We start from the raw sequence: 25,094 nt of genomic DNA on the forward strand, positions 1-25,094 counted from the left end.
GGGGTTCGAGATTTGCCCCGACGCGAAAGCGTGCAGACTTCCATCTGGTCTTTGATCGCGTGAAGGCAGGTAAAACCGCCAGAAAGAATGCCGACGTAACAAGTCTCTTGTTGCCCGGTTAAACAATGTGCCCTGAGGGTGTGGACTGCGCCCTCAGGGGAAATGCGTCTGCGCCTTCTCGGGTTCCAATCTGAGGAGGATAGCAAGATGAACGCATCGCTATTGATGCCTGCATTCTCCCACCCTGCCACCAGTTGGCACATGATTGATTGGGAAACCAGTCATCGTCGGGTGAGGAGGTTACAGGCTCGTATCGCGAAAGCAGCACGGGAACAGCAGTGGAGGAGGGTGAAAGCCCTGCAACGCTTGCTAGTCCGCTCGTTCGCCGCCAAAGCCTTGGCGGTAAAACGGGTCACTGAAAACCGGGGTCGCAAGACTCCGGGTGTCGATGGCGAATGCTGGGACAATCCAGCATCAAAATGGGAAGCGATCCACCGTCTGAAACGGCACGGCTACAAGCCGCGTCCGCTCCGGCGGGTGTGGATTCCGAAGGCCAACGGCAAACGCCGTCCCTTGGGAATACCGACGATGCACGACCGGGCCATGCAGGCGTTATACCTGCTGGCTCTGGAACCGGTGTCCGAGACCACGGCGGATCGTAACTCATATGGCTTCCGGCCCATGCGCGCTACGGCGGACGCAATCGAGCAATGTTTTGTTGTGCTTGGTCGCAAAAGCTCGGCGCAGTGGGTGCTGGAGGCTGATATACAGGGTTGTTTCGACAACATAAGCCATGACTGGCTGCTGTCCCATGTCCCTATGGACAAGGCAGTGCTCGGGAAATGGCTGAAAGCCGGGTTCATGGAATCCGGTAGGACACACCCGACCCACGCGGGAACGCCTCAGGGCGGTATTATCTCGCCGGTTTTGGCCAACATGGCTCTGGATGGTTTGGAAGAAGTGCTAGAAGCTGCTTTCGGGCAGCGTAACACCAAAGCCAGCTACCGGACCAAGGTCAACTACGTGCGCTACGCCGACGACTTCGTTGTCTCCGGTATCTCGAGAGAGCTGCTGGAGAGGGAGGTCAGGCCCATCGTCGAAGCCTTTATGGCGGAGCGGGGGCTTGCATTGTCCGCGGAGAAGACGGTGGTGACGCATGTGGAGGAAGGGTTCGACTTTCTGGGTCAGAACATTCGCAAGTATGGAGGGAAGTGCTTGATTAAGCCTGCCCAACAGAACGTGAAGCGGTTTCTGGCCGAGGTGAAGTCGGTGTTGGACACGCACAAGACCATGCCTGCGTGGTGGATCGTCAAGACTCTGAATCCCAAGATTCGAGGCTGGGCGAACTACCATCGGCACGTGGTTTCGAAAGCGACGTTCAACTATGTGGACTATCGGATCTGGAAGATGCTGTGGCAATGGTGCCGCCGACGTCATCTCAATCGACGGAAGCGGTGGGTGAAGAACAAGTATTTTCGCCCCCTCGGCCAGCGCAGCTGGACATTCCAGGGCATGGACCCAACAGGCAAGCGGTATGCGTTGTGCTACGCCAGTGATGTGCCCATCAAAAGGCATATCAAGATCAAGGCCGAAGCGACACGGTATGACCCCACCTTTGCTGGTTATTTCGAGGAACGCCTGGCGTATCTCTGGAAGAACAGCGAGAAAGGGAAGTCCAAGTTGCTACAGCTTTGGCTCCGGCAGGAGAAGCGCTGTCCTTGTTGTCGCGAACTGATCACACGGGAAACCGGGTGGAACATCCACCACGTGATCGAACAGCATAAGGGCGGTACCGATAAGCTGGATAATCTGGTGTTGCTGCATCCGAACTGCCATCGGCAACTGCACTCGAAATCAATATGTTGATGATAGATGGGTGTTGAAATACAATATGTGGTGTCCTTGATCCCCAAGGGCGTTCGAATGGAGGGTCATACTTTGACCAAACTTTTGAATGTCCCCAAACTTCGCCTGGAGATAGCGCTTTAGGTGTCGGTCAGAAGGGGACCAAAGATGGAGAGCTAGTAGGAAGTACGTAGCTGGGGGCTGTGCCCCCTTCTGCGGACTGGCCCCAACGCTATTTGGGGGTTTGACTGTGATGGGTGCTGAGTAGACCGACGTAAGCTTACGACCTTGAAGTCGAGTACTGGGTACTAGACCAATCGAGACGTAAGCGAAAGAATAATCTCGGTACCCGCTCTCGCTAATACTGTGATGCTGGCTCATCCTTCGGGATGGGTTAACAAAGGCTTGAGCCGTATGCGGGTAAACTCGCATGTACGGTTCTTAGGGGAGGGGGGGCCAGTAATGGTCGCTCCTTACCCGACAATCAGCCGGTCATTCGACCCCTTAAAAACAAAGGCCCCGCTTCGTGCGGGGCTTTTGCTTTTAAGGGCAGCTCACAGGCGCGAAGCGATCGTTGGTGGCGCGGCTGGAACGTCTGCCGTGTGGCAACGATCAAGGCTCGTGTTGTAGCGAGTCGCTTGTCGCTTGTGGCTTAATGTCCCTTCACGTTTTGCCGGACTCCCCATGCAACCCAGAGACACAAAACTTCGTCCCCAATTCGTCGCCTTTATGGCGGTGCTGGCGGTGCTGGGTGTGGGGCATGAGTGGGCGAACCCCTGGCTGGAATTTGATCGTGCTGCGATAGAGCAGGGCCAGGTGTGGCGGATTGTGACCTGCCATCTGGTGCACTTGAATGTCTGGCACTTGCTGTTGAATCTGGCCGGGTTGCTCTTGTGCGGTGTGTTTTTTGCGGACTTGCTGGACCGCTGGCGTTTCTGGAGCTGGCTGGGGTTCTGCAGCCTTGTGGCAGGTTTGGCTCTGTATGGCCTGGATAGCCAGCTGCGTTATTACGTCGGCTTGTCTGGTATTCTTCACGGCTTGTTGGTGCTGTGCCTGTTGCTGGGCTGGCGGGGCAATCCGTGGTTGCATTCTTTGGTTCTGTTGATCATTGCCGGGCGTTTGTTCAGCGAGCATAACCCGGGCTATGACATCAATTATCTGCACAACTGGATTGATGGCAGTGTGTATGTCAATGCCCATCTCTATGGGGCCGTGTCCGGTCTGATGTTGTGGGGGCTGCTATGGGGAAAAGCGTGTGTTGCCAGACAAAAAGAACAACAACGACAGTGATAGTAGTGAGACGTCCCAACGGGGGGGAATAGGGGGCTATCTGTTCGGCGGGATTTTCCTTTTCGCCGGGCTGGCAGTGATGGTTTATGTGGCGGTGTTGCCCGGGGTTCGCTACCTGCAATCAGGGTTCTGGGAACGGGTGCCTGCCACGGTGTTAAGCAGTGAGCTGCTCACCAGTCGCTCTGACGGCTCTACGACCTATTCAGTGAGCGGGTCCTACCGCTATCGTTATCTGGGGCGTACTTACACCAGTACCAGGATCAGCCAGTACAGTGGCTACGACAACTTCGATGATTATTGGCAAACCCTATCGGGCCAGCTTAATCATGCCCGCTCGCGCAATCGTACGGTAATGGCCTGGGTGAATCCGTCTGATCCGGCACAGGCCTACCTGGATCGCTCCTTTCGCTGGAGCTCGCTGCTGTTCGGTCTGACGTTTGGCGGCGTTTTTGCGCTGGTCGGTGGCGGTATCATTTTTTTGATGCGTCGTGGCGTGAAAGAAAAAGCACAGACTCAGGCCACTGGCCGCTATGGCAGCCGGGAAAAATCCGGTCATTGGCTGATGATCGGCTTCGGCGCCATTTTCATCCTGTTGCCTTCCCCTGCGTACCTGCAAATCTGGAAAGAGGTCAGCCGCGGGGATTATGCCATTGTGCTGGTGTTGTTGTTCCCCATGGTGGGGGGTGGGATTGCGTTGGCCGGTTGGAAAATGCGCCAGAACTTCCGTCACTTCGGGCCAACGCCTCTGGTGCTGGACCCCGAGCCGGGCCACGCTGGTGGTCAGGTTGGCGGGCAAGTGCATCTGGGGCGTGCCCTTCCCGACCAGGCAGCGTTGACCATCTGGCTGAGTTGCGTGCGTTGTTACTACAGCGGTTCGGGCAAGGATCGCAAGACCCGTGAGGACGTGCTTTGGCAGACCCGTCAGCGGGCCTGGTGTCGGCCTGCCCAGCACGGCACTGATATTCAGTTCTGTTTTGATGTGCCTGCCGATCAACCAGTGACCCGTGATCGCGAGCGCAGTGTGACCGGAAGGCAGGACTGGATTCGCTGGCGAGTGGCCCTTAAAGGGGATGTGGAGGGCCGCGAGCTCAAACGTAGCTGGGAAATACCGGTAGCGGCGGGCAGTAGTTCCAGCCGTTACCAGTTGCCGGAAGCCCATGTGGACGCTGACGAACGGGACCGCGAATTACAGGCACTGCAGTCTGCCAATGAGCAGATTCGGGTGGAACAGACCGGGCAGGGTTTGTATCTGGAAAGTCGGGCCTGGCGCCATCTCCCCATGAAGCTGGGTTTGCTGGTCTTTGGCGGCATTTTTGCCGGTGTGGGCACTGGCCTGCTCGTGGCGGCGGCGTCGGAGGGGATCATGCTTTACTTTATGGGGGGCATATTTGCGCTGATCGGCTATCTGATTGTGTTTAGCACGCTCTTTACGCTGGGGCGCAGCCTCCAGGTGTGGGTCCGGGGCAGTGAGGTGAAAATCGTTCGTCGCTGGCTGGGCCTGCCCCTCTATCGCCGAGAGGGACGGTTGCTCCGGGCAGAGCAGATCAGCCTTCATGCCGGCATGAGCAGCACCAGCGAAGGACGCAAGACGGAGTATCTGAGTCTGCAGGCCCAGGTAGACGGCAAGACCCTGCGGTTGGCTGAGGGTATCAAGGGGCGCGAGGTTGCGGAGGCCCTGCGCGAAGCCGTGTTGAGAGCCCTGCGACTGGTGTAGACTAAACACCATTACTGACGCCACAGACGCCTGGCTTGGGCCAGCAGCAAGTTGCAACGCTTCCGCGTGGCCGACCTTTATTTTGCGAGAGACCACCATGAGCAAAGATCGCCTGATCGTGTTTGATACTACCCTCCGTGACGGAGAGCAGAGCCCTGGTGCCACCATGGACCAGGACGAAAAGCTGCGCATTGCCAAAGCGCTGGAACGCATGAAGGTGGATGTCATCGAGGCCGGTTTCGCGATTGCCAGTCAGGGTGACTTTCATTCGGTCAAGGCCATTGCCGATACCATTCGCGAGTCCACTATCTGCTCCCTGGCGCGGGCCAAGGAAGCCGACATCGACCGCGCAGCCGAAGCGCTGGCCGGGGCCGAGTCCGGGCGGATTCATACTTTCATTGCCACCAGCCCGATCCACATGCAGCACAAGCTGCGGTTGGCGCCGGATCAGGTCATTGAACATGCGGTAGCCGCGGTGAAACATGCGCGCAACCATATGGCCGATGTGGAATTCTCCTGTGAGGATGCCGGCCGTTCGGAAATCGATTTTCTGTGCCGTATCATCGAAGCAGTGATTGACGCCGGGGCCCGCACCATCAATATCCCGGACACCGTGGGTTACGCGATTCCGGAACAGTTTGGTGACACCATTGCGCAGTTGCTCACCCGTATTCCGAATGCGGACAAGGCAATTTTCTCTGTGCATTGTCACAACGACCTGGGGCTGGCGGTAGCCAATTCCCTGGCTGCGGTCCAGGCCGGTGCGCGTCAGGTGGAATGCACCATCAACGGCCTCGGGGAGCGGGCGGGCAACGCCTCTCTGGAAGAGATTGTGATGGCGGTGCGCACCCGTCAGGATCTGTTCAACGTGGACACGGGTATCAATGCCCGCGAGATCGTGCCGACCTCCAAAATGGTGTCCCAGATTACCGGTTTTCCGGTGCAGCCCAACAAGGCCATCGTTGGCGCCAATGCCTTTGCCCATGAATCGGGTATTCACCAGGATGGCGTGCTCAAACACCGCGAAACCTACGAAATCATGTCGGCTGAGGACGTGGGTTGGCACACCAACCGCATGGTGCTGGGCAAGCATTCCGGCCGTGCCGCGTTCCGGGCGCGCCTGGACGAGCTGGGTATCAGCTTTGCCTCCGAAGCGGCCATGAACGAAGCCTTCCAGCGTTTCAAGGATCTCGCAGACAAGAAACACGAAGTCTTCGACGAGGACCTGCAGGCATTGGTCAGCGATACCAAAAAGGCAGCAGAAGAAGAGCATTACAAGCTGGTGCTGCTGGAGGCGACGGCGCGTACCGGTGAAACTCCGGAAGCACGTGTAGTGCTGAACATCGCCGGCCAGGAAACCATGGCCACGGCCACTGGAGCTGGCCCCGTAGACGCGGCCTTCAAGGCCATCGAATCCATGGCGCAAAGCCACAGTACCCTGCAGCTGTACTCGGTCAACGCCATCACCGCCGGAACCGACAGCCAGGGTGAGGTGACCGTGCGTCTTGAAAAAGGAGGGCGTATCGTGAACGGTCATGGTGCCGACACCGATATCATCACCGCGTCCGCCAAGGCCTACCTGAATGCCCTGAATCATTTTGCCGCGGGTCTCGAGCGTGCTCACCCTCAAGCCGCGGACGGCGTATGAATGTCCCTGGCGTGATAGTGGGGTGCTTCAACGGTGTCAGCACCGAGGAATCGCCCCATGAATGAAGCTTACCGGCAAAGTTACTTGCAGGCCCTGGGGCTGACGCCTTGGGTGGCCCGTGCGCCACTACCCGGCGCCGCGCCGAGTCCGTGGCTGGAGTGGGAAGACGAGACCGAAGATTCTGCGCCCCCTGCGGCAACGCCGGCATCGTCTGATCCGGTGGACCCGGCCCCTGCGCACCAGCCCCCGACGCCTGCGGTGTCCTTGAAGGATTCCCTTCAAGAGGCCCCCAAACCGAAAGCGGTGGAGACAACCGCTGACGCCCCTGCGCCCCAGAAACCGGTCCCTGTTCACGGCAAGGGGCTCACGTTCACGCTGGAAGCCCATCAGGGCACAGACACCTGGTTGCTGTGTGCCCAGGAAGATAGTCAGGCGCCCGGGCTCGGACGGTTTGAGGCTCCCTTGATGGCCAGTTTACTGGCCCTGTTCCAGGGGCGCCCCGGCCGTCCCCGTCGTTTTTACTGCCCGCTGACCGATCAGCCCATGCAGGCGGATGAAGCGGCCCAGGCGCTGGCGGCTTTTATTGCCGGGCTTTCGGCGCAAGCAGGGGGGAGTCGTGTGCTGATGCTGTTACCCGAGTCGCTCAATCAGGCGCTGTTTTCGCAACCGCGCTACCAGGCTTTTGATCTGGGTGGGCGCAAGGCTCTGGTAGTGAGTTCGCTCAGCGAAATGCTGGAAGATCCCGCCACGCACAAGAAAGCCAGCTGGCAAGCGATGCAGGAACACGGATTTGACGGCACCTGAGCTTCCCCTCGGGCCGGAGGTCATCCGCGCCATGGAACGGGACGACCTGGACGCGGTGCTGGCCATTGAAGAGGCCAGCCAGCTTACCCCCTGGAGCCGCAGCCACTTCCGGGACTGCCTGGATAATGCCAACTATTTGTGTCAGGTCGTGACGATCGGCGATGAGCTGGTCGCGTTTCTGATCCTGTCGCGTATTCTCGATGAAACCCATGTACTCAACATCGTGGTTGCCCCGCGTTGGCTACGGCGCGGCATTGCCCGACGGTTGCTGGTACAGGCCATGGATGCCGCCTGCAGTGATGCCATGACGGTGATGTACCTGGAGGTGCGCGAAAGCAACGTCAGCGCCCAGGCGCTGTATCGTTCGCTGGGTTTCGAGATAACGGGGATCCGCAAGAACTACTACCGCAAGGGGGATGGTCACGAGCATGCGGTGTTGATGCAATGTCTGCTGGGAGGCGGGCATAAATGACAGTTGCAAGAGACGAGTAACGAGTGGCGAAAAGCAATACCCGTGGCATTTGGTTTTCGAAACTCGAAACTCGCCGTTGTCTTTATTCCACCACTTTCCAGCCCTTTTCGGTTTCCCGGAAGGTCAGTACACGTTTTTCCTCAAAGGTATCGCCTGCCTGAAAATTGCCATACTCCACCCGCAGGGCGCTGAGTGCCATGATCATGGCGAAGCGGTCCATGCCTGACAGGCTTTCGTCAGCTTTCACCTGGTTAGCATAGTCCGAGAGACTCTCCCGAGCTTCCAGTTCGTAGCTCACCTCAATGGTGTAGAGGCCGTTGCCATCTTCGTAGCCGTTGTGCTTTTCCAGCGAGGCAATCTCCAGCAGCTCGGCAAGGTGGGCGTTTTCCAGTTCTGCTTCCAGTACCTTGCGGGCTTCGCCGGTGTCTGGAGTCTGGCTGCAGGCAGCGAGCAGCAACGCCAGGGAAAGCAGGCAGGAAAGTCGGGCAACAAGGTTCATGGCAGGGGTCCATCAGCAAAATGAAAGTCTCACTCTAGCACTGCCTGCGAGGAGTCCCAATCCGGTAGCACCGGAAAAGCGTAAAAGCTGGACAGGCTGTCACAAATTGCCAACCATGGCAGCACTGACTGGATGGATCCAAGGGAGAATACGCGTGTCTGAAACGCTTTTTCGCCGCCTGTTGATCATGGTGGCCCTGATCTTTTGTGGCGCACTTCTGGTGCTGGCGGGCCCGCCCTTGCTGGAGAACCCGGATATCATTGGGGCTTTTGCTGCCGGCTTCGTGAATCCCTTTGCGGCTGGCTATGCCACGGATGTGATCCTTTGCTGGGTGATTCTGGCCATCTGGGTGCTGTTTGAGCGCCAGCGCTACCAGATTCGCGGGGGCTGGCTGGCCCTTGTACTGGGGATCGTGCCCGGTGTGGCGGTGGGTTTCGCGCTGTACCTGCTGATGCGCCAGCGTCAGCTGAAAGGCTCAGGCATCGTCTGATCGCGCTGCGACAGGGGCGCAAGGCTGCTATACTCGCGCCCTCGAAATTGCCAGTCAGAGACCCGCTTCATGAGCCTGCAAGACCAGGTGGCCAAGCGCCGCACCTTCGCGATCATTTCGCACCCGGACGCCGGTAAGACCACCATTACCGAAAAACTGCTGCTGTACGGAAACCTGATCCAGAGCGCAGGTACCGTGAAGGGCAAGAAGTCCGGCAAGCACGCCACCTCTGACTGGATGGAGATGGAGAAGGAGCGGGGCATTTCCGTGACGACCTCGGTCATGCAGTTCCCTTACAAGGGCGCCACCGTCAACCTGCTGGATACCCCCGGGCACGCCGACTTCTCGGAAGATACCTACCGAACCCTTACCGCCGTGGATTCCGCCTTGATGGTGATCGATGCCGCCAAGGGGGTAGAAGAGCGAACCGTCAAACTGATGGAAGTCTGTCGTTTGCGGGATACGCCGATTCTTACCTTTATCAACAAGCTCGACCGGGATGTCCGTGACGGTATCGAGGTGCTGGATGAAATCGAGGACGTGCTCAATATCGAGTGCGCGCCGATCACCTGGCCCATCGGCATGGGCAAAAGTTTCAAGGGGGTCTACAACCTGCTGCGCGACACCACGGTGTTGTACAAAACCGGGCAGGGCCACACCGTGCAGGACGTGCGCGAGATCCAGGGACTGAACAATCCCGAGCTGGATGCTGCAGTAGGCGCTGATTACGCCGAAGAGCTGCGCGATACCCTTGAGCTGGTGCAGGGCGCCAGCCACGAATTCGATCTGGAACGCTTCCTGGCAGGCAAACTGACACCGGTCTTTTTTGGTACTGCGCTGGGTAACTTCGGTGTCGACCATATGCTCGATGGCCTGGTGGAGTGGGCGCCGCCGCCCCAGCCCCGGGATGCCACCTCGCGCACGGTAGAGGCCGCCGAAGAGAAAATGACCGGTTTCGTGTTCAAGATCCAGGCGAACATGGACCCCAAGCACCGAGACCGGGTGGCCTTTATGCGCATCTGTTCCGGCAAGTACAAAAAGGGCATCAAGCTCAAGCAGGTGCGCACGGGTAAAGACGTACGTATTGCCGATGCGCTGACCTTTCTGGCGGGCGAGCGTGACAATGTGGAAGAGGCGTTTTCCGGTGACATCATCGGCCTGCATAACCACGGCACGATCCAGATTGGCGATACCTTCACTGAAGGCGAAGATCTTAACTTCACCGGGATTCCCCACTTCGCACCGGAGCTGTTTCAGCGCGTGGTGCTCAATGATCCGCTCAAAAGCAAGCAGCTGCATAAGGGGCTTACCCAGCTGGCCGAAGAAGGCGCGACCCAGGTGTTCTTCCCGCTGCGCAATAACGACGTGATTCTGGGGGCGGTGGGTACCCTGCAGTTTGATGTGGTCGCCGCCCGTCTGAAAGGGGAGTACGGTGTTGACTGTCGCTATGAACCGGTGAGTGTGGCCACCGCCCGTTGGGTGGAAGCGGACAGTGACCGAGAGATGGCTGCGTTTGAACGCAAGGCCCATGATAATCTGGCCCGTGACGGTGCCGGCCACCTGACCTATCTGGCGCCGACCCGGGTCAACCTGCAGCTGGCGCAAGAGCGGCATCCGGATATCTTGTTCCGTGAGACGCGGGAAATCTGAGAAGGCAGTTAACAGTTAACAGCGAAAACCGAAGAACCTGCCCCTGCTAAACATGGCCGTTTTACTACGGGTCGGGCAATGGAACCTGCATTGAACGAGGTGGACATGGACGTTGATACCGCTCGCCAATATCTCCTCGGCAAGCCCGAAGCGATGGAAGACTATCCTTTCGGGCCTGATGTGGCGGTGATGAAGGTGCGGGGCAAGATGTTTGCCACCCTGGGTGAAGAGCAGGGAGAAGGGCGCATGAACCTCAAGTGCGACCCGGACCAGGCGCTGGCACTGCGTGATATTTTTGCAGCGGTGTTGCCGGGTTATCACATGAACAAGAAGCACTGGAACACCGTCAGGCTGGACGGTTCTATCCCGGTGGGCGAGATCGAAAGAATGATAGATCACTCCTATGCGCTGGTGGTGAAAGGCCTGACCAAAAAGGTCCGGGAAGGCATGGAAGTACGGCATGGCCGCGACGCCTTGTATGGCGTGCAGAATGGAGAGGACGCATGATGGCGGTCATCATTGGTGGACTGATTGTGATCTGGCTGGGGCTGACGATGGCCGCCGCCATGCTGCGCTGGCTGGGTATCGAGTTGCATTATCTGGCGCGCATCATCGCACCGCTATTGCTGGCCGCCATGGAAACCGCGATGTTCCTGCTCGCGATTCCCGGTACCGAGCGCCTCCCGCTGGCGTGGCACTGGCCGATGACGGGTGGCCTGATCGCTGCCGCCTGGCTTGTGAATGGCGCGGTCAGTGGGTTGTATTGGTTCCAGCAGAGGCCCCCAAAAAACGAGGCGGTTTCCGAATAGTCTCAGTGTCAGTTGATCAGGGTGGTGGCGAGCAGCAACATCAGCCCCATACCGAGGATGTCGGTGAAGGTGGTCAGGAAGATGCTGCTGGCGGTGGCCGGATCTGCGCCGAAGCGTTTCAGCGTCAAGGGGACCAGCACCCCGAACAAGCCACTACCGATACAGGCCCCCGTCATGGCCACGATAATGACAACCCCCAGCATCACCGGTTGCGTGGCGCCAGTGGCCAGTGCGTAGAGTGTCATGGCAATGCCGGCGACCGCCCCGGAAAGCACGCCGTTGAGTGCGCCGAGCAGGATTTCCTTTCGCAATAACCGGTGTACCGGGTAGTCGCGTAACTTACCGAGAGTGAGCCCTCGCAATGTGATGGCCATGGCCTGGCATCCGGTGTTGCCACTCTGGCCTGCCAGCACCGGCAGGAACACGGCCAACGCGACAATACGGGTGATGGTGTCTTCGAACAGCCCGACCACAAACGCCGCGGCAAAGGCTGTTAACAGATTGACCTGCAACCAGGGATGACGCATGCGAAAGGCGGAGAGTATCGGGGTATTGATCTGCTCTTCTCTCGCCACACCAACCTGAGCGCCTGCCTGGCCGCTGATCTCGGCGGCGATACGTTCGTAGAGTTTCCAGCTTCTGACAATGCCGATCAGCGTGCCGTCAGCATCCACCACCGGATAGCACGGATAGTGGCGGCTGAGCACTTCGGAAATGGCGTCCCGGATCGGCGTGTCCAGCGCAAAGGCGAACGGTTCAGCGATCATGATGTCTGCCAGGGTCTGGGCTGGCTTGGCGAGAATCAGATCCCGCATCACGACCACCCCGACCAGCGTTTGGTTGTCTGTCACGTAAATGTAGGTGATGTCGGCGATGTCCTTGGTTTTCACCAGAAACGCCAATGCTTCTGCGGCAGTGCTCTCGGGGGGCAGGATGGCGGGGGCCGGGGTCATCAGCTCGCTGATGCTTTTCTCGACCCCGGAAATGGCGGCATGGGTATCGCGAATGCGGCGGGGCTGATTGTCGAGGAGGTGGGCCGCCACGGAGGCGGCCTTCTCTGCGGGAAGTTGGCCGAGAACGGCCTGAATGTCGTCGCTTTCCAGTCGGGCCAGGAGCTGTGCGCCTTGCTCATCACTGGTCTCGCGAAGGGTTGCTGCAAGCGTGTCTGGATCTGGAACCGTCATGTCGGACTCCCTGTCGCAACCTGATCTGGTCATTCCAGTGTATGCCTTTCCGGCAAGGGGTGCCTGTTTTTCAGAGGCTCCCTAGAAACTACTGATACCGGTGAATTCCATGACCCGGTAGAGCCAGTATGTCCAAAGACGCTCATCCGCATAGGTCGCATAGTCGGTGCTGTGCGTTTCACCGCGACGGTTTTCCCAGCGTCGGGCAAAGGTATCCGTCGCCTTGACCATGACCGGGTGTGCGGCAGGGGCGGTGAGTCTGACGCTGGTTTCCAGATTCAGGTTATCCAGATTGCGGCGGGTGAAGTTGGCCGAGCCAAGGATCAGCTCTGCGTGCTCCGCGTTGCGCCACATCAACATCTTGGTATGGCACTGTTCGCCTTGGGTATTGCACCAGCGCAGCGGGATTCCTGCTTCGTGCAACTCGGCCCCCACGGGGCGATTCGGGATGCCGTTCTTTTCACGACCAAAGGCATCCTTGTTTGGGTCAAGTAATACCCGTACCTGGACGCCGCGTTGGTGTGCATCTTTGAGGGCCTCAATCAGCGGACGGTGGGACAGATAAAAGACAGACACTTCCAGCGCGTCACCGTCTTTGCTGCGGGCGATAGTGTCCAGCAAGGCGTCGCGGATGGCCGCCTCGGTGAGGACCTCCAGCGTGGTGTTGTGATCAATCGCTGGTGTTGGCTGAATGGCGGGCCGGGGAGGAAGGGTAATGCCCGCCAGTTCGGCAATTTTCCATTCGCTGTGTGCCACGGCGCCTACAGAGGAGCCACTGAAGCGCAGGGCGATGTTGCTGTGCGCGCTGCTGCCATCGTGGGGATTGGCGCTGGTGACCAGCGCGGTCCAGTCGCTGCCTTCGTCGACAACCAGGGTTTTGCGGTGGTTGGCCTTGAAGTTGGGAAGGGCCAGATAGCTGCGCAGGGTTACCTTGCCATCCCCCATGGGGTTGGGAAGCCATCCCCCATCGATATCATTGCCAAGCCACTGACAGCACAGGCGCCACAAACCAGACCAGCCCGGGTTGGAATCACGCAGTGCTGGCAGCGGGGTCATCACAACGGTCACCCCGGCGTGTTTCAGTTGTTCCAGAGACGTGCTGCGCAGTCCGCCGTAAAGGGTATTGAGGGGGTCGGTGATCAGAACCACTGGCACTTGTTGCTCACGCTTGGCCAGTAACGCGTCAGTGAGTTCCCGGGACAGGGCGCGGTGATTGTCGTCGTCGGCGCCCTTGAAATCGTTGAACAGGAACATGTCCACGAGCACCAGCCGTTGTGCCTGGTCGATCAGACGGAAGATGTCGTCAAAAATGGCCTGGCGCATGCCGCGCTGTCCGTCAGGCGTTTCCCAGGTGTCGTCGACCAGCAAGGCAAGGTTATGGGCCGGCAGGGGCCCATCATGCAGGGTCAGTCCGTCGGGTAGCGGCTTATACCGGTGCCAGAGGGCGGTGGCGGCAATGACCGCGATCAGCGCCAGCAGCGCGAGTTTGATTTTTGTCATGCCGGCACTTTAGGGCGGTGCGGGGTTGGCAGCAAGATCTTGGGACCCTCTGAATCACTCCTTGCGTACTCAGCGCGGCCTGGAGTGTGCAGCAGATGTGCGCTCCAGCCTGAAAGGCTGAGCATGCGAGGCGTTATTCAGAGGCTCCCTTGTTCTGCAGAGCCTCAGCGGTCCAGCTGAAACTCCCTTAGCCCGGCATCGTCATCAAAGGCCATGGCATCACCGCCGGCCAGTTGTACGGCGTCACGTGTGAGGCTGACCTGTTCATCCCCCATGACGCCCTCGTTGAACTTGTACACGGGGGCGGGGGCTTCTGTCAGGCAGTGGTGACGGTAAGCCGCCTTGCAGGCCAGGGTGGTGTCTCTGGCGCTTTGCCAGGCGCTCATGGCCTTGTTGCCATGGCGCTGACGGAGCATGGTTTCGGTGACCGAGCCAGACAGGGCCACGGCGGTGGCGTTGTTGCCACCAAACCCCTTGGAATTGATCAGACTGGCCTGCAGGTCATCCTGCTGCTGATGCTCCAGACAGAAGTTCAGGTGCTGGCGGTGCACGTCGTCGGCGATATGATCGATGGTACGAATACCCGGGAGGATGCCGTGGGCGAAGCTGCCCAGTGTCGCCGCCAGCTGGTCGCCCCCGGCGCTGCCCAGCGAGTGCCCCACATAGGATTTGATGCCGACAATGGGCCAGTTTTCGATACCGAAGGCGGCCGCAGTACGATCCAGAATGACCGACTCTGTCACCCGGTTCTGCGGGGTGCCGGTGCCGTGGGCATGCACAAAACTGTGTTGCTGCAGGCCCCGCTCGCCGATCAGTTGGCGGGTGAGGGCGGCGGCCTTGCCCATGGTCAGGTAATTGCCCACACCGGGAGCGGAGATGGATTTCTTGGCCCCGTCAGCGTGGATAAACACATCCGGCACTGCGCCAAGAATATCTGCGCCGAGTTCCAGAGCGAGGGTATCGTCCATCAGTACAGTGAACTGGGCGGACTCGGCCATGGTAAAACCGCAGTTGGCGGAGAACGGGCGGCAGGCACGACGCACATCCGCCTGGCTGGCGCCATCCAGTGCGGCCAGATCCTGGTCTTCTGCCAGCGCGCCCATGGCACGGTAGCCTTCCATGATTTCTGCCACCAGCGGGGCTTCGCTGGTGCCCACGATGGCCACCCGGCACTTGCCGCTGCGAATGGCCTGTACCCCTTTTTCCAGGTTGTAGAGGAAGGTGGCACAGGCTCCGAGCATGCCGCCGGTGGTGCCCACCGAATGCAGCACATAGGCATTGAGGAAATCGGCGGTCATCTCTCCCAGCCCCAATGGCACCTGTTTGGAGGTAATGCGGTGGCCATTGGGTGGGAAACGCATCACGCCACCCAATCCATAGTCGTCCATTTGCGACATGGCGTTGCTGGCATATACCGCGATCTGGTCCGGCCGAACCTTGCTGGCCACGGCGGCCCAGTCCATCCCCAGATCCCCCAGCGCGTCGCTGATCCCGAAGATCGCCATTTGCAGGGCTCGGGGGTGGCTGCGTGACGCATACAGGGCACCGGGATCGAAGCCATCAGGGAGCTGGCCCGCGGCGCTGACCCGGCGGGGGGCATCGTGGGGCACATTCAGGTTCAGTCCCGCAGGCAGGGTGACCTTGCTGCGACGCTTGTCGATAGGGGTGACCTGCCAGCCTGCGGGTAGCGGGTCAGGCAGATCCATGTTGCGCATTTCCAGGGTAACGGGAATGTCGCTGGTGCCGCTGATGGCGGCATGAAGGCGGTGCTCTGCGGGCAGAGCACGAATCAGGGTGTTGGCAAGTTGGGCGTCCGGGGTCTGTCCGGTCAGGCGAGCCAAGCTGGTCAGGGTCTCCTGTCGGGCCGATTCCGCGAGGGCGTCGATGACCAGGCGCTGGTAACCAAAATGCAGCGCGCTGCGACCTGCGGCATTGATGCCGCCCATGGCGGTAATAACGGGTAATGCGGACATGAGGCTCCCGGGGACTGTACCAAGCCCAAAATGGTGACTAGCCGGTCAGGGTACAGGTGAAAGGGGGCTTTGCGTATACGCCGGGTGGCCAATTTGGCCTTTAAAGTGCAACAGAGTTTTAAAGTGAAAGCGGATGTTTCGAGGTGGGAGAGTGGAACCGGGGAAGAAACTGAGCAACAAAAAACGGGGCCAGCAAGGCCCCGTTTTGTATGGCCGGTGGCAGTGTTACACCAGCTCGATGGCCACGGCGGTGGCTTCACCGCCACCGATGCACAGGCTGGCCACACCGCGTTTGCCGCCAGTGCGTTTCAGCGCGTGAATCAGGGTAAGGATAATGCGTGAACCGGTAGAACCCACCGGGTGGCCCAAAGCGCAGGCGCCACCGTGGATGTTTACCTTTTCATGGGGAATGCCCAGGTCGATCATCGGCATCATGGCAACCATGGCGAAGGCTTCGTTGATCTCGAACAGATCCACGTCGTCCACGCTCCAGCCCGCTTTCTTCATGACCGCTTCGGTGGCACCGATAGGGGCAATGGTGAATTCGCTGGGGTGCTTGCTGTTGGTGGCATGGGCGAGGATGCGGGCCAGTGGCTGCAGGCCACGGTCGTTGGCCACAGACTCGCGGGCCAGCACCAGTGCTGATGCACCATCGGAGATGGAGCTGGCGTTGGCTGCGGTTACCGTGCCGTCTTTGGCGAAGGCCGGACGCAGGGTCGGGATCTTTTCGATGTTGGCGTTGCCGGGTTGTTCATCGGTATCCACCACCACTTCACCCTTGCGGGTTTTCACGGTGACCGGAACGATCTCGTCCTTGAACCAGCCGTTATCGATGGCGGCCTGGGCGCGTTTCAGGGACTCGATGGCGTAGTTGTCCATGTCTTCGCGGGAGATGCTGCGCTTGTCTGCCACTTCCTGGGCGAAGGAGCCCATCAGTCGGCCGGTTTCGGCATCTTCCAGACCGTCGAGGAACATGTGGTCATAGACCTGACCGTGTCCCATGCGCATGCCGCTGCGAGCCTTGTCCAGCACGTAGGGGGCATTGGTCATGGATTCCATGCCACCGGAGACAACGATGTCGTTGGTGCCAGCCTTGATGGAGTCGTAGGCGAACATGGTGGCTTTCATGCCAGAGCCACACAGCTTGTTGATGGTGGTGGCGCCGACATTATCGGGCAGGCCAGCCTGACGCATGGCCTGACGGGCGGGGCCTTGCTTGAGGCCGGCAGGCAGCACACAGCCCATGATCACTTCCTGCACGTCTTCCGGTTTCAGGCCGGCACGAGCCACGGCTTCACGGATAGAGGCGGCACCCAGTTCAGGGGCGCTGACTGCAGACAGGGAGCCCTGGAAACCACCCATGGCGGTACGGGCACCATTTACAATGACGATTGCATCATCAGACATGCTTTTCTCCTGCCAAAGTTCACTGGCGTGATAGGTATCGTGAAAATTGGGGCGCATTGTACTTGAAACAAGGAAGGGGCGCCCCATGTCACAAGGACCTGCCGGTCACAGCCAGTTGCAGATGAGATTCATACTCTTTTGCAGCAAGGGTAAAACCCTGTAATTACAGGGTTTACGCTGGAGATAGTGGCCCGTAGCTTGTTATGATCCTGTCTCCATGGATTGACGCAGAATCCATGGAGACAGGATTTATCAGCCGCTGACTTCAGCGATGCGTTGTCAGCGGAGAATTCCACCCCGGCCGTGTGCGCGGCCGGGAAACACCGTCAGGGGAAATGACTATGGCTTTTGAACTACCGCCGCTGCCGTTCGAGAAGAACGCACTGGAACCGCATATCTCTGCCGAGACTCTCGAGTTTCACCACGGCAAGCACCACAACGCTTACGTGACCAAGCTCAACGAAATGGTTGCCGGTACCGACAACGAAGGCAAATCCCTGGAAGACATCATCAAGAGCGCGCAAGGCGGTCTGTTTAACCAGGCTGCCCAGGTATGGAACCACACTTTTTACTGGAACAGCCTGAGCCCGAACGGCGGTGGCGCTCCCGCTGGCGATCTGGGTGCTGCGATCGATAAGGCATTCGGTTCTTTTGACGAGTTCAAAAGCCAGTTCAATGCCAAGGCGACCGGCAACTTTGGTTCCGGCTGGACCTGGCTGGTGAAGAACAGCGATGGCAGCCTGGAAATCGTCAACACTGACGACGCCGACACCCCCATTGCGCACGGCAAGGGCCAGACCCCGCTGTTCACCGTGGACGTGTGGGAGCACGCCTACTACGTGGATTACCGCAATGCCCGTCCCAAGTACCTGGAATCCATCTGGAACCTGATCAACTGGGACTTTGCCGCGGAAAACTTCGCTGCATAAGTTGGACTGAGATAAACGGTGTTCTTCCTTCGGGCACCGCTCAGGAAACTAAAAGGGCCGCTTTGCGGTCCTTTTTGTATCTGTCTGGCGACGGTTGGGTAACTCTGATAGCGTCACCAGCACTCCGCAGCCGCTGAGAGTCCCTGATTACGCATGCCGTAATCCCTGATCGGGACTTTCTGGTAAGGCGGCCAGTACAACAACAAAGGTGCGATATGCGTTTTTTGACAGCCATTTTCCTGTTCGCCGTAATGAACGTTTCCCCGGTCTGGAGTGCCGATGATTCCACTCCGCCCGCGACCGAGAAAAGCGATGCCCAGAAAGACATGGATGCTCTGGCTCAGGCGGGTATTCGACAGGCTCTGGAGGCCATCGCCAAGTCGGGCGGCATGTACCCTTTCGGCCTGATCAGTGTTGATGGCAATTTGCAGGTAGTGGGGTATTCCGGTGCAAAAGAAGAGGCCCCGGACCCGGAAGACTGGGCCAAGGGGTTGTTCATGAAGTTGCGTCAGATTGGCAATGAGCAGCCGGAAGTGAACATGATGTCGATCTATCGCCTTCATGAAATCGAAAACGATGAGGGCGAAAAGGTGGTTGGCGTCTGGGCAGAAGTCGATCACCGTGAAGTGCGTCCCTGGGTGATCTTTATCCCACTGCTTGAGAATGAAGATGGCAAGCATGAAATTGGCGAGGCTATCTACTACGCGACAGACCAGCCTCTGTTCGAGAAGCGTGGGGAGTAATAATCGTGGTTTCCCGAGCGACAGCGTCGACAGTATAGACGTTGTCTGTGAAGTATGATTGCGCCCCTGGGGCGTTGGATGATTAGGATACAAGGCATCAGGCATGACACGAGATCGTGAAGTCAATCTGGGTGATCTGGACGATATTTCCGTTGATGAACCGGTACGCCCGGGCAAGCCCGTCGCAGCGGCGCCCTCAACGGGCAAGCCCGCCGATAGGGGGAATGGTTCGGGGAAAGCGAAAGCCAAGCCTGCCCCTCAAAAGCCAGCACCGACCGGTGGGGGCGGTTGGATGGCAGCTTGTCTGGTTCTGGTCGTGCTGATTGCGGTGCTTGCAGTATGGTTTCACCGGCAGGTGGGTGTGCTTCAGGCCCAGTTAGACAATCGGCTGACAGAGTCCAGTGAGCAACTCGGTAACCTGCAGTCGCGTCTTTCCGCGACGGATGAGAGCCTTAATCAGTCCTCCGGGAAATTGCAGGACCTGGTGAGGGCACATAGCAAGGCGCTGGAAGATAACCGAACAGAAATTCGCAAGCTCTGGGACCTCAGCAACAAGCGCAACAAGGCGGACATCGCCGAGCAGGGCAAAAAGCTTTCCGCGCTGGGGAGCTCGGTGGAGTCGGTGAAGAAAGCCCAGGCAGGGGTCGATGGCAAGATCAAGGGCCTGAATCAGGAGGCTGCCACGCTGAAAAAGCAGGTAGAGAGTGCAGTGTCCGCGGTCAATAAGAGCAGTCAGCAATGGCAGACCCAGATCAGCCAGATGCAGACTCAGCTGGATGTACTGGTCGAAAATATTGGGCAGCTCGAGCGACAGCAGCAAAACGTGAAGACCGCACTGGCCAAGTTGGAAAAGGCGCAAGGTAGCCTCACGGCACTGGACGCCAGAGTAGATGATACCGAGGCTGCGGTAGCAGCGTTCGATGCGTACCGCTTGCAGGTGAATAGTCGCTTGGACAAGCTGGAAGGCCGTTAAAACGCCTTCCAGGGGGGAGGGAGAGGGTTGCGTTGTGTCCCTTTCCCAATAAAAAAACACAAGAAAGGGCATGTGGCCATGGCCAGACTGCCAGAAACGAAAGAGCGCAGGTTACAGGGACTCAATCAGGATGTATTGGCTGTTCCTGCGCCGGCGAGTGATAACGCCCCGATTCCTCTCGGAGTGCACAAGAAAAACACACCTGTCAGGGTATCGGATAGCGGCCGCTCAGGAGTGGTTTGGTTTTCCCTTGCCCTGGCGCTTGCTGCTGCGACGGTTGCGGTGACCCAGTGGTTCATCAACCAGGACACACGTCAGGAGCTGAGCGACCTTCGTCAGGAGTTTTACCAGCTTGCTTCCGCACAAACGGCATCGGTTGCTCCCCCTCAGTCTCCAAGCGCTGAAAAGGGGAGCAGCGTTGGCGTTTCAGATCTTGCCCGGCTCCGTGAAGATTTCCGTGAGCTGAACAGCAAGGTGCGAGCAATGACGGTTTCGCTGGCGAAGATGGGAAACCAGAGTGAAGAAAATGCAGCCTTGGCCAAGCGCCTGGACGGGATGGATAAAAGTCTTGGTGCCCTTTCTGGCCGTTTGACGGCACTGGCCAATCGCCAGAGTCAAGACGCACCGGTTGTTCAGCAGGTGGCTACGCCCAGCCTGGATAGTCAGCAAGTGTCGGCCCTGTCGGCCAAGGTTAACAAGATCGACAAGGACCTGCAGGCACTCTACCGCATCCTTCAGGGAGGCTAGTGCACGGCGGAAGTTTTTCGCTGGGCCCTCTGGCAATTGCGCATTGCCCTGTTAGAATAGCCGCCCATTGCGCCAGTGGTGGAATTGGTAGACACGCCAGATTTAGGTTCTGGTGCCGAGAGGTGTGGGGGTTCAACTCCCTCCTGGCGCACCATCTCAGAAAAAGGCCGTAGCAGCTTGCTGTTACGGCCTTTTTCGTTTTCGGGTGCCTTCCCGGCCTCACTTGAGCCGTCTGTGATGGAGCGTTTCCATGGCGGGTTTGAAATCCGCCCTTGGCAGGCGTAGAACCAGAGATCTGGTGGAGGTGATATGCGTGACTCGAACAATAACGACCGAGAGCCACACAAGGTTCGCAAGATCGAGAAGGAAAAGTGGCTGCTGTTTAGTCTGGTTGCGATGGCTGTCGGGGCAATTGTGCTAGGCGTTATGGCCCATTCAGAAGGACAGCTGGCACGAGGAGCGCTGGAGCAAATCCAGCGCTCGCTCAGTGATGCCGTTGAGCAACTGTAGCTGGCGACGCTAAAGCGCGGCTCGCACGGTGGCCGGCGTGCTGGCTATGGCGGTGGCCAGCACGTGTTTGCGGCGGCCGGGGTCCATCATGTTGTAACCAAACGCCTTCAGGTCTTCTGCCTGGGGCTCGATCCGGATCACACGCTTACCTGCTTTTTCCAGTGCTGCGACTTCCCGATCCACAATGCCTGTCATGTAACGCCGGACACGTCGTTCGATACGCTCGAACGGGTGCCAGGGCTTGTCGGGTTGGCGCGACGCCATGGGGGCGAGGATGACGACCTCTTCCACGGCAGCGTCTACCAGCATATCGGCGGAGGTGGGGGAGGCGACGCCGCCGTCAATGTAGGTACGGCCATCCACGGTGACCGGTGGGCACCAGCAAGGCACCCCATAGGAGGCACATACGGCATCATCGATACGCACGCTGGGGGCGCCGCCTTTACCGAACGGAATGCGCCGGCCGCTGGTGGTATCCACGGCCATGATCCAGGTGGCGGGGTGGCTGACCCAGGGGTTGCCATTGGCCGCACCGTTGACCAGCTTGCGGAAGGCCTGCATGTCGAATTGACCGGCGGGCATCAGGCCACACAGGGCGGTTAGGGCGGATACTTCACCCCGCAGCCCTTTGCGGATCAGTTGTTTGCCGGTCAGGCGGGCGCCGGGCAGGGGCGGCAGGGCGCCTCCGGTATCGGTGTCGTGATTCCAGTGGCATGTATCGCTGGTCCCTTGCTGACAGGCCAGCAGCTGATCGACGCTGATGCCGCTGCCTAGCAGGGAGGCAATGACGGCTCCGGCGGAGGTGCCGATAAGAATGTCTGCGTCACGGCAGTCCCAGCCCAGTTGTTGTTCCAGTTGATGTAGGGCGGCAATGCTCCAGGCGCCGCCGGCAACACCGCCGCAGCCGATCACCAGGGCGCGGCGAGGGGAGGTCGGGTTGGCCATGATCAAAATACCTGTTCGGTGGCGGGTTGCTGATGGTAGCTGTCGGCATCAAAGTGGTTGAGCAGCCGCTGCATTTCCAGGGTGCTCCAGGGGAAGCCGACACTGTTGAATCCGTTCTTGTCCAGGTAGTAACTGGAGCAGCCACCGGTGTTCCAGACGGTGCCTTGCAGATCCTTTTGAACCTTCAGGTTATAGCGTTGTTGAACCTCTTCTTTCACCTCGATACGTGCCAGTTGCTTCTCGCGCATGGTGGTGAGGCTGCTGACGATATAGCGAATTTGCGCTTCGATAACGATAAAGGCCGAGTTGTGGCCGATGCCCAGATTGGGGCCCAGTACCATGAAGGCGTTGGGTAAACCGGCAATGGTGGTGCCGCGATAGGCCTGCATGCCGTCCCGCCACATGTCACTGAGAGAGTCGCCGGCATCGTTGAAAATATGGTCGGCGATGGGCGGTTCGGTAACGAAGAATCCGGTGCCCAGAATGATGGTGTCGACTTCGCATTCGCTGCCGTCGTGGCCAACCAGGGTATTGCCCCGCACTTCTTTCAGTCCGGTGTGAAAGACATCCACGTTGGGCTGGTTCAGGGCGGGGTAGTAGTTGTTGCTGAGCAGGACCCGCTTGCATCCCAGCGTGTAGTCGGGGGTGAGTTTGGCGCGTAGTTCAGGGTCCTTGATCGCGACCTTGAGATGGGCGAGGCCCAGCTTCTGGATCTGGCGAAGCATGGCCGGGCGCCGGAAACCGATGCCGAATGTTTCAAAGCCCCCATAGAGCATCTTGCGCCAGGCATTGAGGGTGAAGGGGAGGCGGAAGAAGTTCTCCTCCACTTTGGGAATGCTGTGATCCGGTTTGGGGAGCACCCATTGCGGCGTGCGCTGGAACAGGGTGAGTTGTTGCACCTTGGGCTGAATCTCCGGCACAAACTGGATCGCGGAAGCGCCGGTACCAATTACGGCGACGCGCTCCCCCGTCAGATCGTGCTGGTGATCCCAGCGTGAGGAATGGAACAGCTTGCCGGTAAAGGAGTCGAGGCCCGGGATGTCCGGGATCACCGGTTCGTGCAGATACCCGGAGCAGGCCACCACGGTGCGCGCCAGGTACAGGGTATCGGCGGTTTGGACCTCCCACAGGTTGCGCTCCTCACGCCACTGCGCCCGCTCCACCCCTTGGTTGAAACGGATGTAGGAAGGCACGCCGTAACGCTGGGCAGTGTCACGGACATAATCAAGAATTTCGGCCTGGCCGGCAAAGGCGCGGGTCCAGTCCGGTTTCTGGGCGAAGGAGTAGGAATAAAGCGCGGACGGCACATCGCAGGCGCACCCGGGGTAAGTATTGTCGCGCCAGGTACCGCCAAGATCGGCGGCTTTTTCCAGAATGACCACGTTGGTGATTCCGGCTTCCTGTAACTTGATGGCCAGGCCGATACCGCTGATGCCGGCACCGACAATCAGCACATCGTGAACGGGTGTGTTGGCATGTTGAGTCATGGTCATTCCGTTTATTGGTTAGGCTGTGGACTGAAGAAGTCCATGGCTTTGTTGGTGAGGTTCAGGTTGGCCACCTGCTTGGCCAGGCTGTAGATGTCCGGGTAAATCACCCGTGCGCCCCCGGTGCGAAACGCACGGTAGATGCGATCGGCAAGCACGTCCGGTTTGCCGGTAGGAATAAAGCGCGATACCGGCCCCCGTTTCACCTGACTGCGGGCATGGCTTTCCAGCCCGGAATAGATCGGGCCGGGGTAGACGGTGACCACATTGACGCCCTGTTTTTTCAGATCCAGGCGGGCGATTTCCGATGCCAGACCGATGCCCGCCTTGGCCCCGCCGTAATAGCTGCAACCGCGAATGGGTACGCGCCCGGCCATACTGGACACGTTGATCACGCAGCCATGGCGGTGCTCGATCATGTTGGGCAAGGCCAGATCCATGAGCCGCATGGGGGCGGTAAAGTTGATGTCGATCAGGCGTTTGCCCCGCTCCCAGCCAGTGCCAGTGAGCGTCATGATGTCCATGATGCCTGCGCAATTGACCAGCACATCCACCGGCCCGCGACGGTCTACCAGCGACTGCCACCACTCAGCCAAGGCGTCGATATCCGTCAAATCACAGATTTCGGCACAGGCATCATGCTGCCGGGCGACGGGCTCCAGTGCGTCCGGGTTCAGGTCCACCAGGGTCAGGCTGGCATCAGGGTGCTGTTGGCGAAAACGGGCGGCCAGTTGCGCGCCAATGGCGCCAGCACCACCGGTGATCAGAATATGGGTTGGGTTCATTGGGCTGCGTCTCTGTGCTGGTTGTCGGGGGTGTTGTGGTTGGCGATGGCGAACCAGCAGGCATCCCGTGCCCGCTTCAGGTCGTCGTCATCCAGAGTGAGGTAGTTGAGCCGCTCTGCCTTGAAGACGCCGACGAAGGCTCCCCAGAACAGGGCGATGGCCAGGTCCGGCTTCAGGTGCTCACCCAGTAGACCGTTGCGCTGCCCGACGATGACCATCATGCCAAGCGGGATCAGCAGCGCCTGTTCCTGGCTGCGACTATGGGGGGTCAGGTAGCTGTGGTGATCCTGCATTTCCAGAAACTGGAAGCTCTCGGGGTCTTGCCGGGCAAAGGTGGTAAGGCGGGCCCAGAGCGTATCGAACAGGGCGCGGCTGGGGTTAAGCAGGTCCAGGTCGCTAAGCAGGTGATCCTGCAGGCGCTGTTTGGCATCGCAGAATACCGCGTTGATTAGTGCTTCCTTACTGTCGAAATAGCGGTACAGCGTCCCGACCCCGACCCCGGCTTCTGCCGCAATCGGGGGAACAGGGGTGCCGTGCAGGCCTGACTCGGCAAAAACCTTGAGCGCCGCGCGCAGGATGGTGTCCCGTTTCTGGGCTTCCCGGCGACTTGCCGGTGTGGCGGTGGCTACAGCTGTCATGGTGGCCTCTCATTCAGAAATGAATGTTCATTCCGTAAATGTGCCATTGATC

The 25,094-nt window shown here is 59.2% G+C and carries 24 protein-coding genes and 1 tRNA gene; 16 read left to right on the forward strand and 9 right to left on the reverse strand.

The features are described from left to right. The first annotated feature begins 207 nt into the window (after positions 1–207). The 6 genes from ltrA (at position 208) to rimI (ending at position 7,773) form a co-directional block, all read left to right on the forward strand. A complete protein-coding gene (gene ltrA, locus Q672_RS30195; RefSeq protein WP_011587920.1) occupies positions 208–1,866 on the forward strand; it encodes a group II intron reverse transcriptase/maturase in 1,659 nt (552 codons plus the stop codon). Positions 1,867–2,529: 663 nt separating this feature from the next. Then, entirely contained in the window at positions 2,530–3,135 is a 606-nt protein-coding gene (gene rrtA / locus Q672_RS30200) for a rhombosortase (protein WP_035482493.1), read from the forward strand. Next, positions 3,101–4,849, forward strand: a complete 1,749-nt coding sequence (locus Q672_RS30205) for a DUF3592 domain-containing protein (RefSeq protein WP_235047204.1) — start codon at positions 3,101–3,103, stop codon at positions 4,847–4,849. The genes rrtA and Q672_RS30205 overlap by 35 nt, the downstream gene beginning before the upstream one ends. A gap of 97 nt (positions 4,850–4,946) precedes the next feature. Next, positions 4,947–6,497 (forward strand): 2-isopropylmalate synthase, encoded by a 1,551-nt coding sequence (locus Q672_RS30210; protein ID WP_022986266.1) that lies wholly within the window; start codon positions 4,947–4,949, stop codon positions 6,495–6,497. A gap of 57 nt (positions 6,498–6,554) precedes the next feature. After that, positions 6,555–7,301, forward strand: coding sequence for a hypothetical protein (locus Q672_RS30215; RefSeq protein ID WP_022986267.1), 747 nt, complete (start codon positions 6,555–6,557; stop codon positions 7,299–7,301). Then, the gene (gene rimI / locus Q672_RS30220; RefSeq protein WP_022986268.1) at positions 7,288–7,773 is read left to right on the forward strand and encodes a ribosomal protein S18-alanine N-acetyltransferase; all 486 of its coding nucleotides are present in this window, start codon (positions 7,288–7,290) and stop codon (positions 7,771–7,773) included. The genes Q672_RS30215 and rimI overlap by 14 nt, the downstream gene beginning before the upstream one ends. Before the next feature lie 82 nt (positions 7,774–7,855). On the opposite strand, the gene Q672_RS30225 is transcribed toward rimI, so the two are convergent. Next, positions 7,856–8,272 (reverse strand): hypothetical protein, encoded by a 417-nt coding sequence (locus tag Q672_RS30225; protein ID WP_022986269.1) that lies wholly within the window; start codon positions 8,270–8,272, stop codon positions 7,856–7,858. 154 nt (positions 8,273–8,426) lie between these two features. Here Q672_RS30225 and Q672_RS30230 point away from each other — a divergent pair, with 154 nt between their 5' ends. From Q672_RS30230 to Q672_RS30245, 4 genes are all read left to right on the forward strand, one after another. Further along, complete coding sequence (locus Q672_RS30230; protein ID WP_022986270.1) at positions 8,427–8,762, forward strand: DUF2834 domain-containing protein; 336 nt, start codon at positions 8,427–8,429, stop codon at positions 8,760–8,762. Between the two features lie 69 nt (positions 8,763–8,831). Continuing rightward, positions 8,832–10,412, forward strand: coding sequence for a peptide chain release factor 3 (gene prfC, locus Q672_RS30235; RefSeq protein ID WP_022986271.1), 1,581 nt, complete (start codon positions 8,832–8,834; stop codon positions 10,410–10,412). Between the two features lie 105 nt (positions 10,413–10,517). Next, positions 10,518–10,919, forward strand: a complete 402-nt coding sequence (locus Q672_RS30240) for an MmcQ/YjbR family DNA-binding protein (protein ID WP_031226859.1) — start codon at positions 10,518–10,520, stop codon at positions 10,917–10,919. Further along, positions 10,916–11,221 (forward strand): hypothetical protein, encoded by a 306-nt coding sequence (locus tag Q672_RS30245; protein ID WP_022986273.1) that lies wholly within the window; start codon positions 10,916–10,918, stop codon positions 11,219–11,221. Before Q672_RS30240 ends, Q672_RS30245 begins: the two co-directional genes overlap by 4 nt. A gap of 8 nt (positions 11,222–11,229) precedes the next feature. On the opposite strand, the gene Q672_RS30250 is transcribed toward Q672_RS30245, so the two are convergent. The 4 genes from Q672_RS30250 to Q672_RS30265 all read right to left on the reverse strand — a co-directional run bounded on the left by Q672_RS30250 (position 11,230) and on the right by Q672_RS30265 (position 17,285). Then, positions 11,230–12,405, reverse strand: coding sequence for a magnesium transporter (locus tag Q672_RS30250; protein ID WP_022986274.1), 1,176 nt, complete (start codon positions 12,403–12,405; stop codon positions 11,230–11,232). Positions 12,406–12,486: 81 nt separating this feature from the next. Further along, a complete protein-coding gene (locus Q672_RS30255; RefSeq protein ID WP_022986275.1) occupies positions 12,487–13,905 on the reverse strand; it encodes a phospholipase D family protein in 1,419 nt (472 codons plus the stop codon). Between the two features lie 164 nt (positions 13,906–14,069). Beyond that, positions 14,070–15,878, reverse strand: coding sequence for a beta-ketoacyl synthase (locus tag Q672_RS30260; RefSeq protein ID WP_031226863.1), 1,809 nt, complete (start codon positions 15,876–15,878; stop codon positions 14,070–14,072). A 225-nt stretch (positions 15,879–16,103) separates the two neighbouring features. Continuing rightward, the gene (locus Q672_RS30265; RefSeq protein ID WP_022986277.1) at positions 16,104–17,285 is read right to left on the reverse strand and encodes an acetyl-CoA C-acyltransferase; all 1,182 of its coding nucleotides are present in this window, start codon (positions 17,283–17,285) and stop codon (positions 16,104–16,106) included. A gap of 341 nt (positions 17,286–17,626) precedes the next feature. Between Q672_RS30265 and Q672_RS30270 the strand changes: the two genes are divergently transcribed. From Q672_RS30270 to Q672_RS30295, 6 genes are all read left to right on the forward strand, one after another. Then, on the forward strand, positions 17,627–18,214 hold the full coding sequence (locus Q672_RS30270; RefSeq protein WP_022986278.1) for a superoxide dismutase: 588 nt from the start codon (positions 17,627–17,629) through the stop codon (positions 18,212–18,214). A gap of 215 nt (positions 18,215–18,429) precedes the next feature. Further along, a complete protein-coding gene (locus Q672_RS30275) occupies positions 18,430–18,957 on the forward strand; it encodes a hypothetical protein (RefSeq protein ID WP_022986279.1) in 528 nt (175 codons plus the stop codon). A gap of 103 nt (positions 18,958–19,060) precedes the next feature. Then, entirely contained in the window at positions 19,061–19,930 is an 870-nt protein-coding gene (locus Q672_RS30280; RefSeq protein WP_022986280.1) for a hypothetical protein, read from the forward strand. 78 nt (positions 19,931–20,008) lie between these two features. After that, on the forward strand, positions 20,009–20,677 hold the full coding sequence (locus Q672_RS30285) for a hypothetical protein (protein ID WP_152521842.1): 669 nt from the start codon (positions 20,009–20,011) through the stop codon (positions 20,675–20,677). A 69-nt stretch (positions 20,678–20,746) separates the two neighbouring features. Next, positions 20,747–20,831: transfer RNA gene (locus Q672_RS30290), tRNA-Leu, on the forward strand. Positions 20,832–20,986: 155 nt separating this feature from the next. Continuing rightward, positions 20,987–21,187, forward strand: a complete 201-nt coding sequence (locus Q672_RS30295) for a hypothetical protein (protein WP_022986282.1) — start codon at positions 20,987–20,989, stop codon at positions 21,185–21,187. A gap of 9 nt (positions 21,188–21,196) precedes the next feature. On the opposite strand, the gene Q672_RS30300 is transcribed toward Q672_RS30295, so the two are convergent. The 4 genes from Q672_RS30300 to Q672_RS30315 are packed head-to-tail and all read right to left on the reverse strand — an operon-like array spanning position 21,197 to position 25,042. Beyond that, the gene (locus Q672_RS30300; RefSeq protein ID WP_022986283.1) at positions 21,197–22,132 is read right to left on the reverse strand and encodes a patatin-like phospholipase family protein; all 936 of its coding nucleotides are present in this window, start codon (positions 22,130–22,132) and stop codon (positions 21,197–21,199) included. A 2-nt stretch (positions 22,133–22,134) separates the two neighbouring features. Then, the gene (locus Q672_RS30305) at positions 22,135–23,619 is read right to left on the reverse strand and encodes a flavin-containing monooxygenase (RefSeq protein WP_022986284.1); all 1,485 of its coding nucleotides are present in this window, start codon (positions 23,617–23,619) and stop codon (positions 22,135–22,137) included. An 11-nt stretch (positions 23,620–23,630) separates the two neighbouring features. After that, a complete protein-coding gene (locus tag Q672_RS30310; protein ID WP_022986285.1) occupies positions 23,631–24,404 on the reverse strand; it encodes an SDR family NAD(P)-dependent oxidoreductase in 774 nt (257 codons plus the stop codon). After that, positions 24,401–25,042, reverse strand: coding sequence for a TetR/AcrR family transcriptional regulator (locus tag Q672_RS30315; protein WP_022986286.1), 642 nt, complete (start codon positions 25,040–25,042; stop codon positions 24,401–24,403). Before Q672_RS30315 ends, Q672_RS30310 begins: the two co-directional genes overlap by 4 nt. Positions 25,043–25,094 lie beyond the last annotated feature (52 nt).

It is taken from the genome of Alcanivorax sp. P2S70, assembly GCF_000475295.1.
GTDB classification, from domain to species: domain Bacteria; phylum Pseudomonadota; class Gammaproteobacteria; order Pseudomonadales; family Alcanivoracaceae; genus Alcanivorax; species Alcanivorax profundi.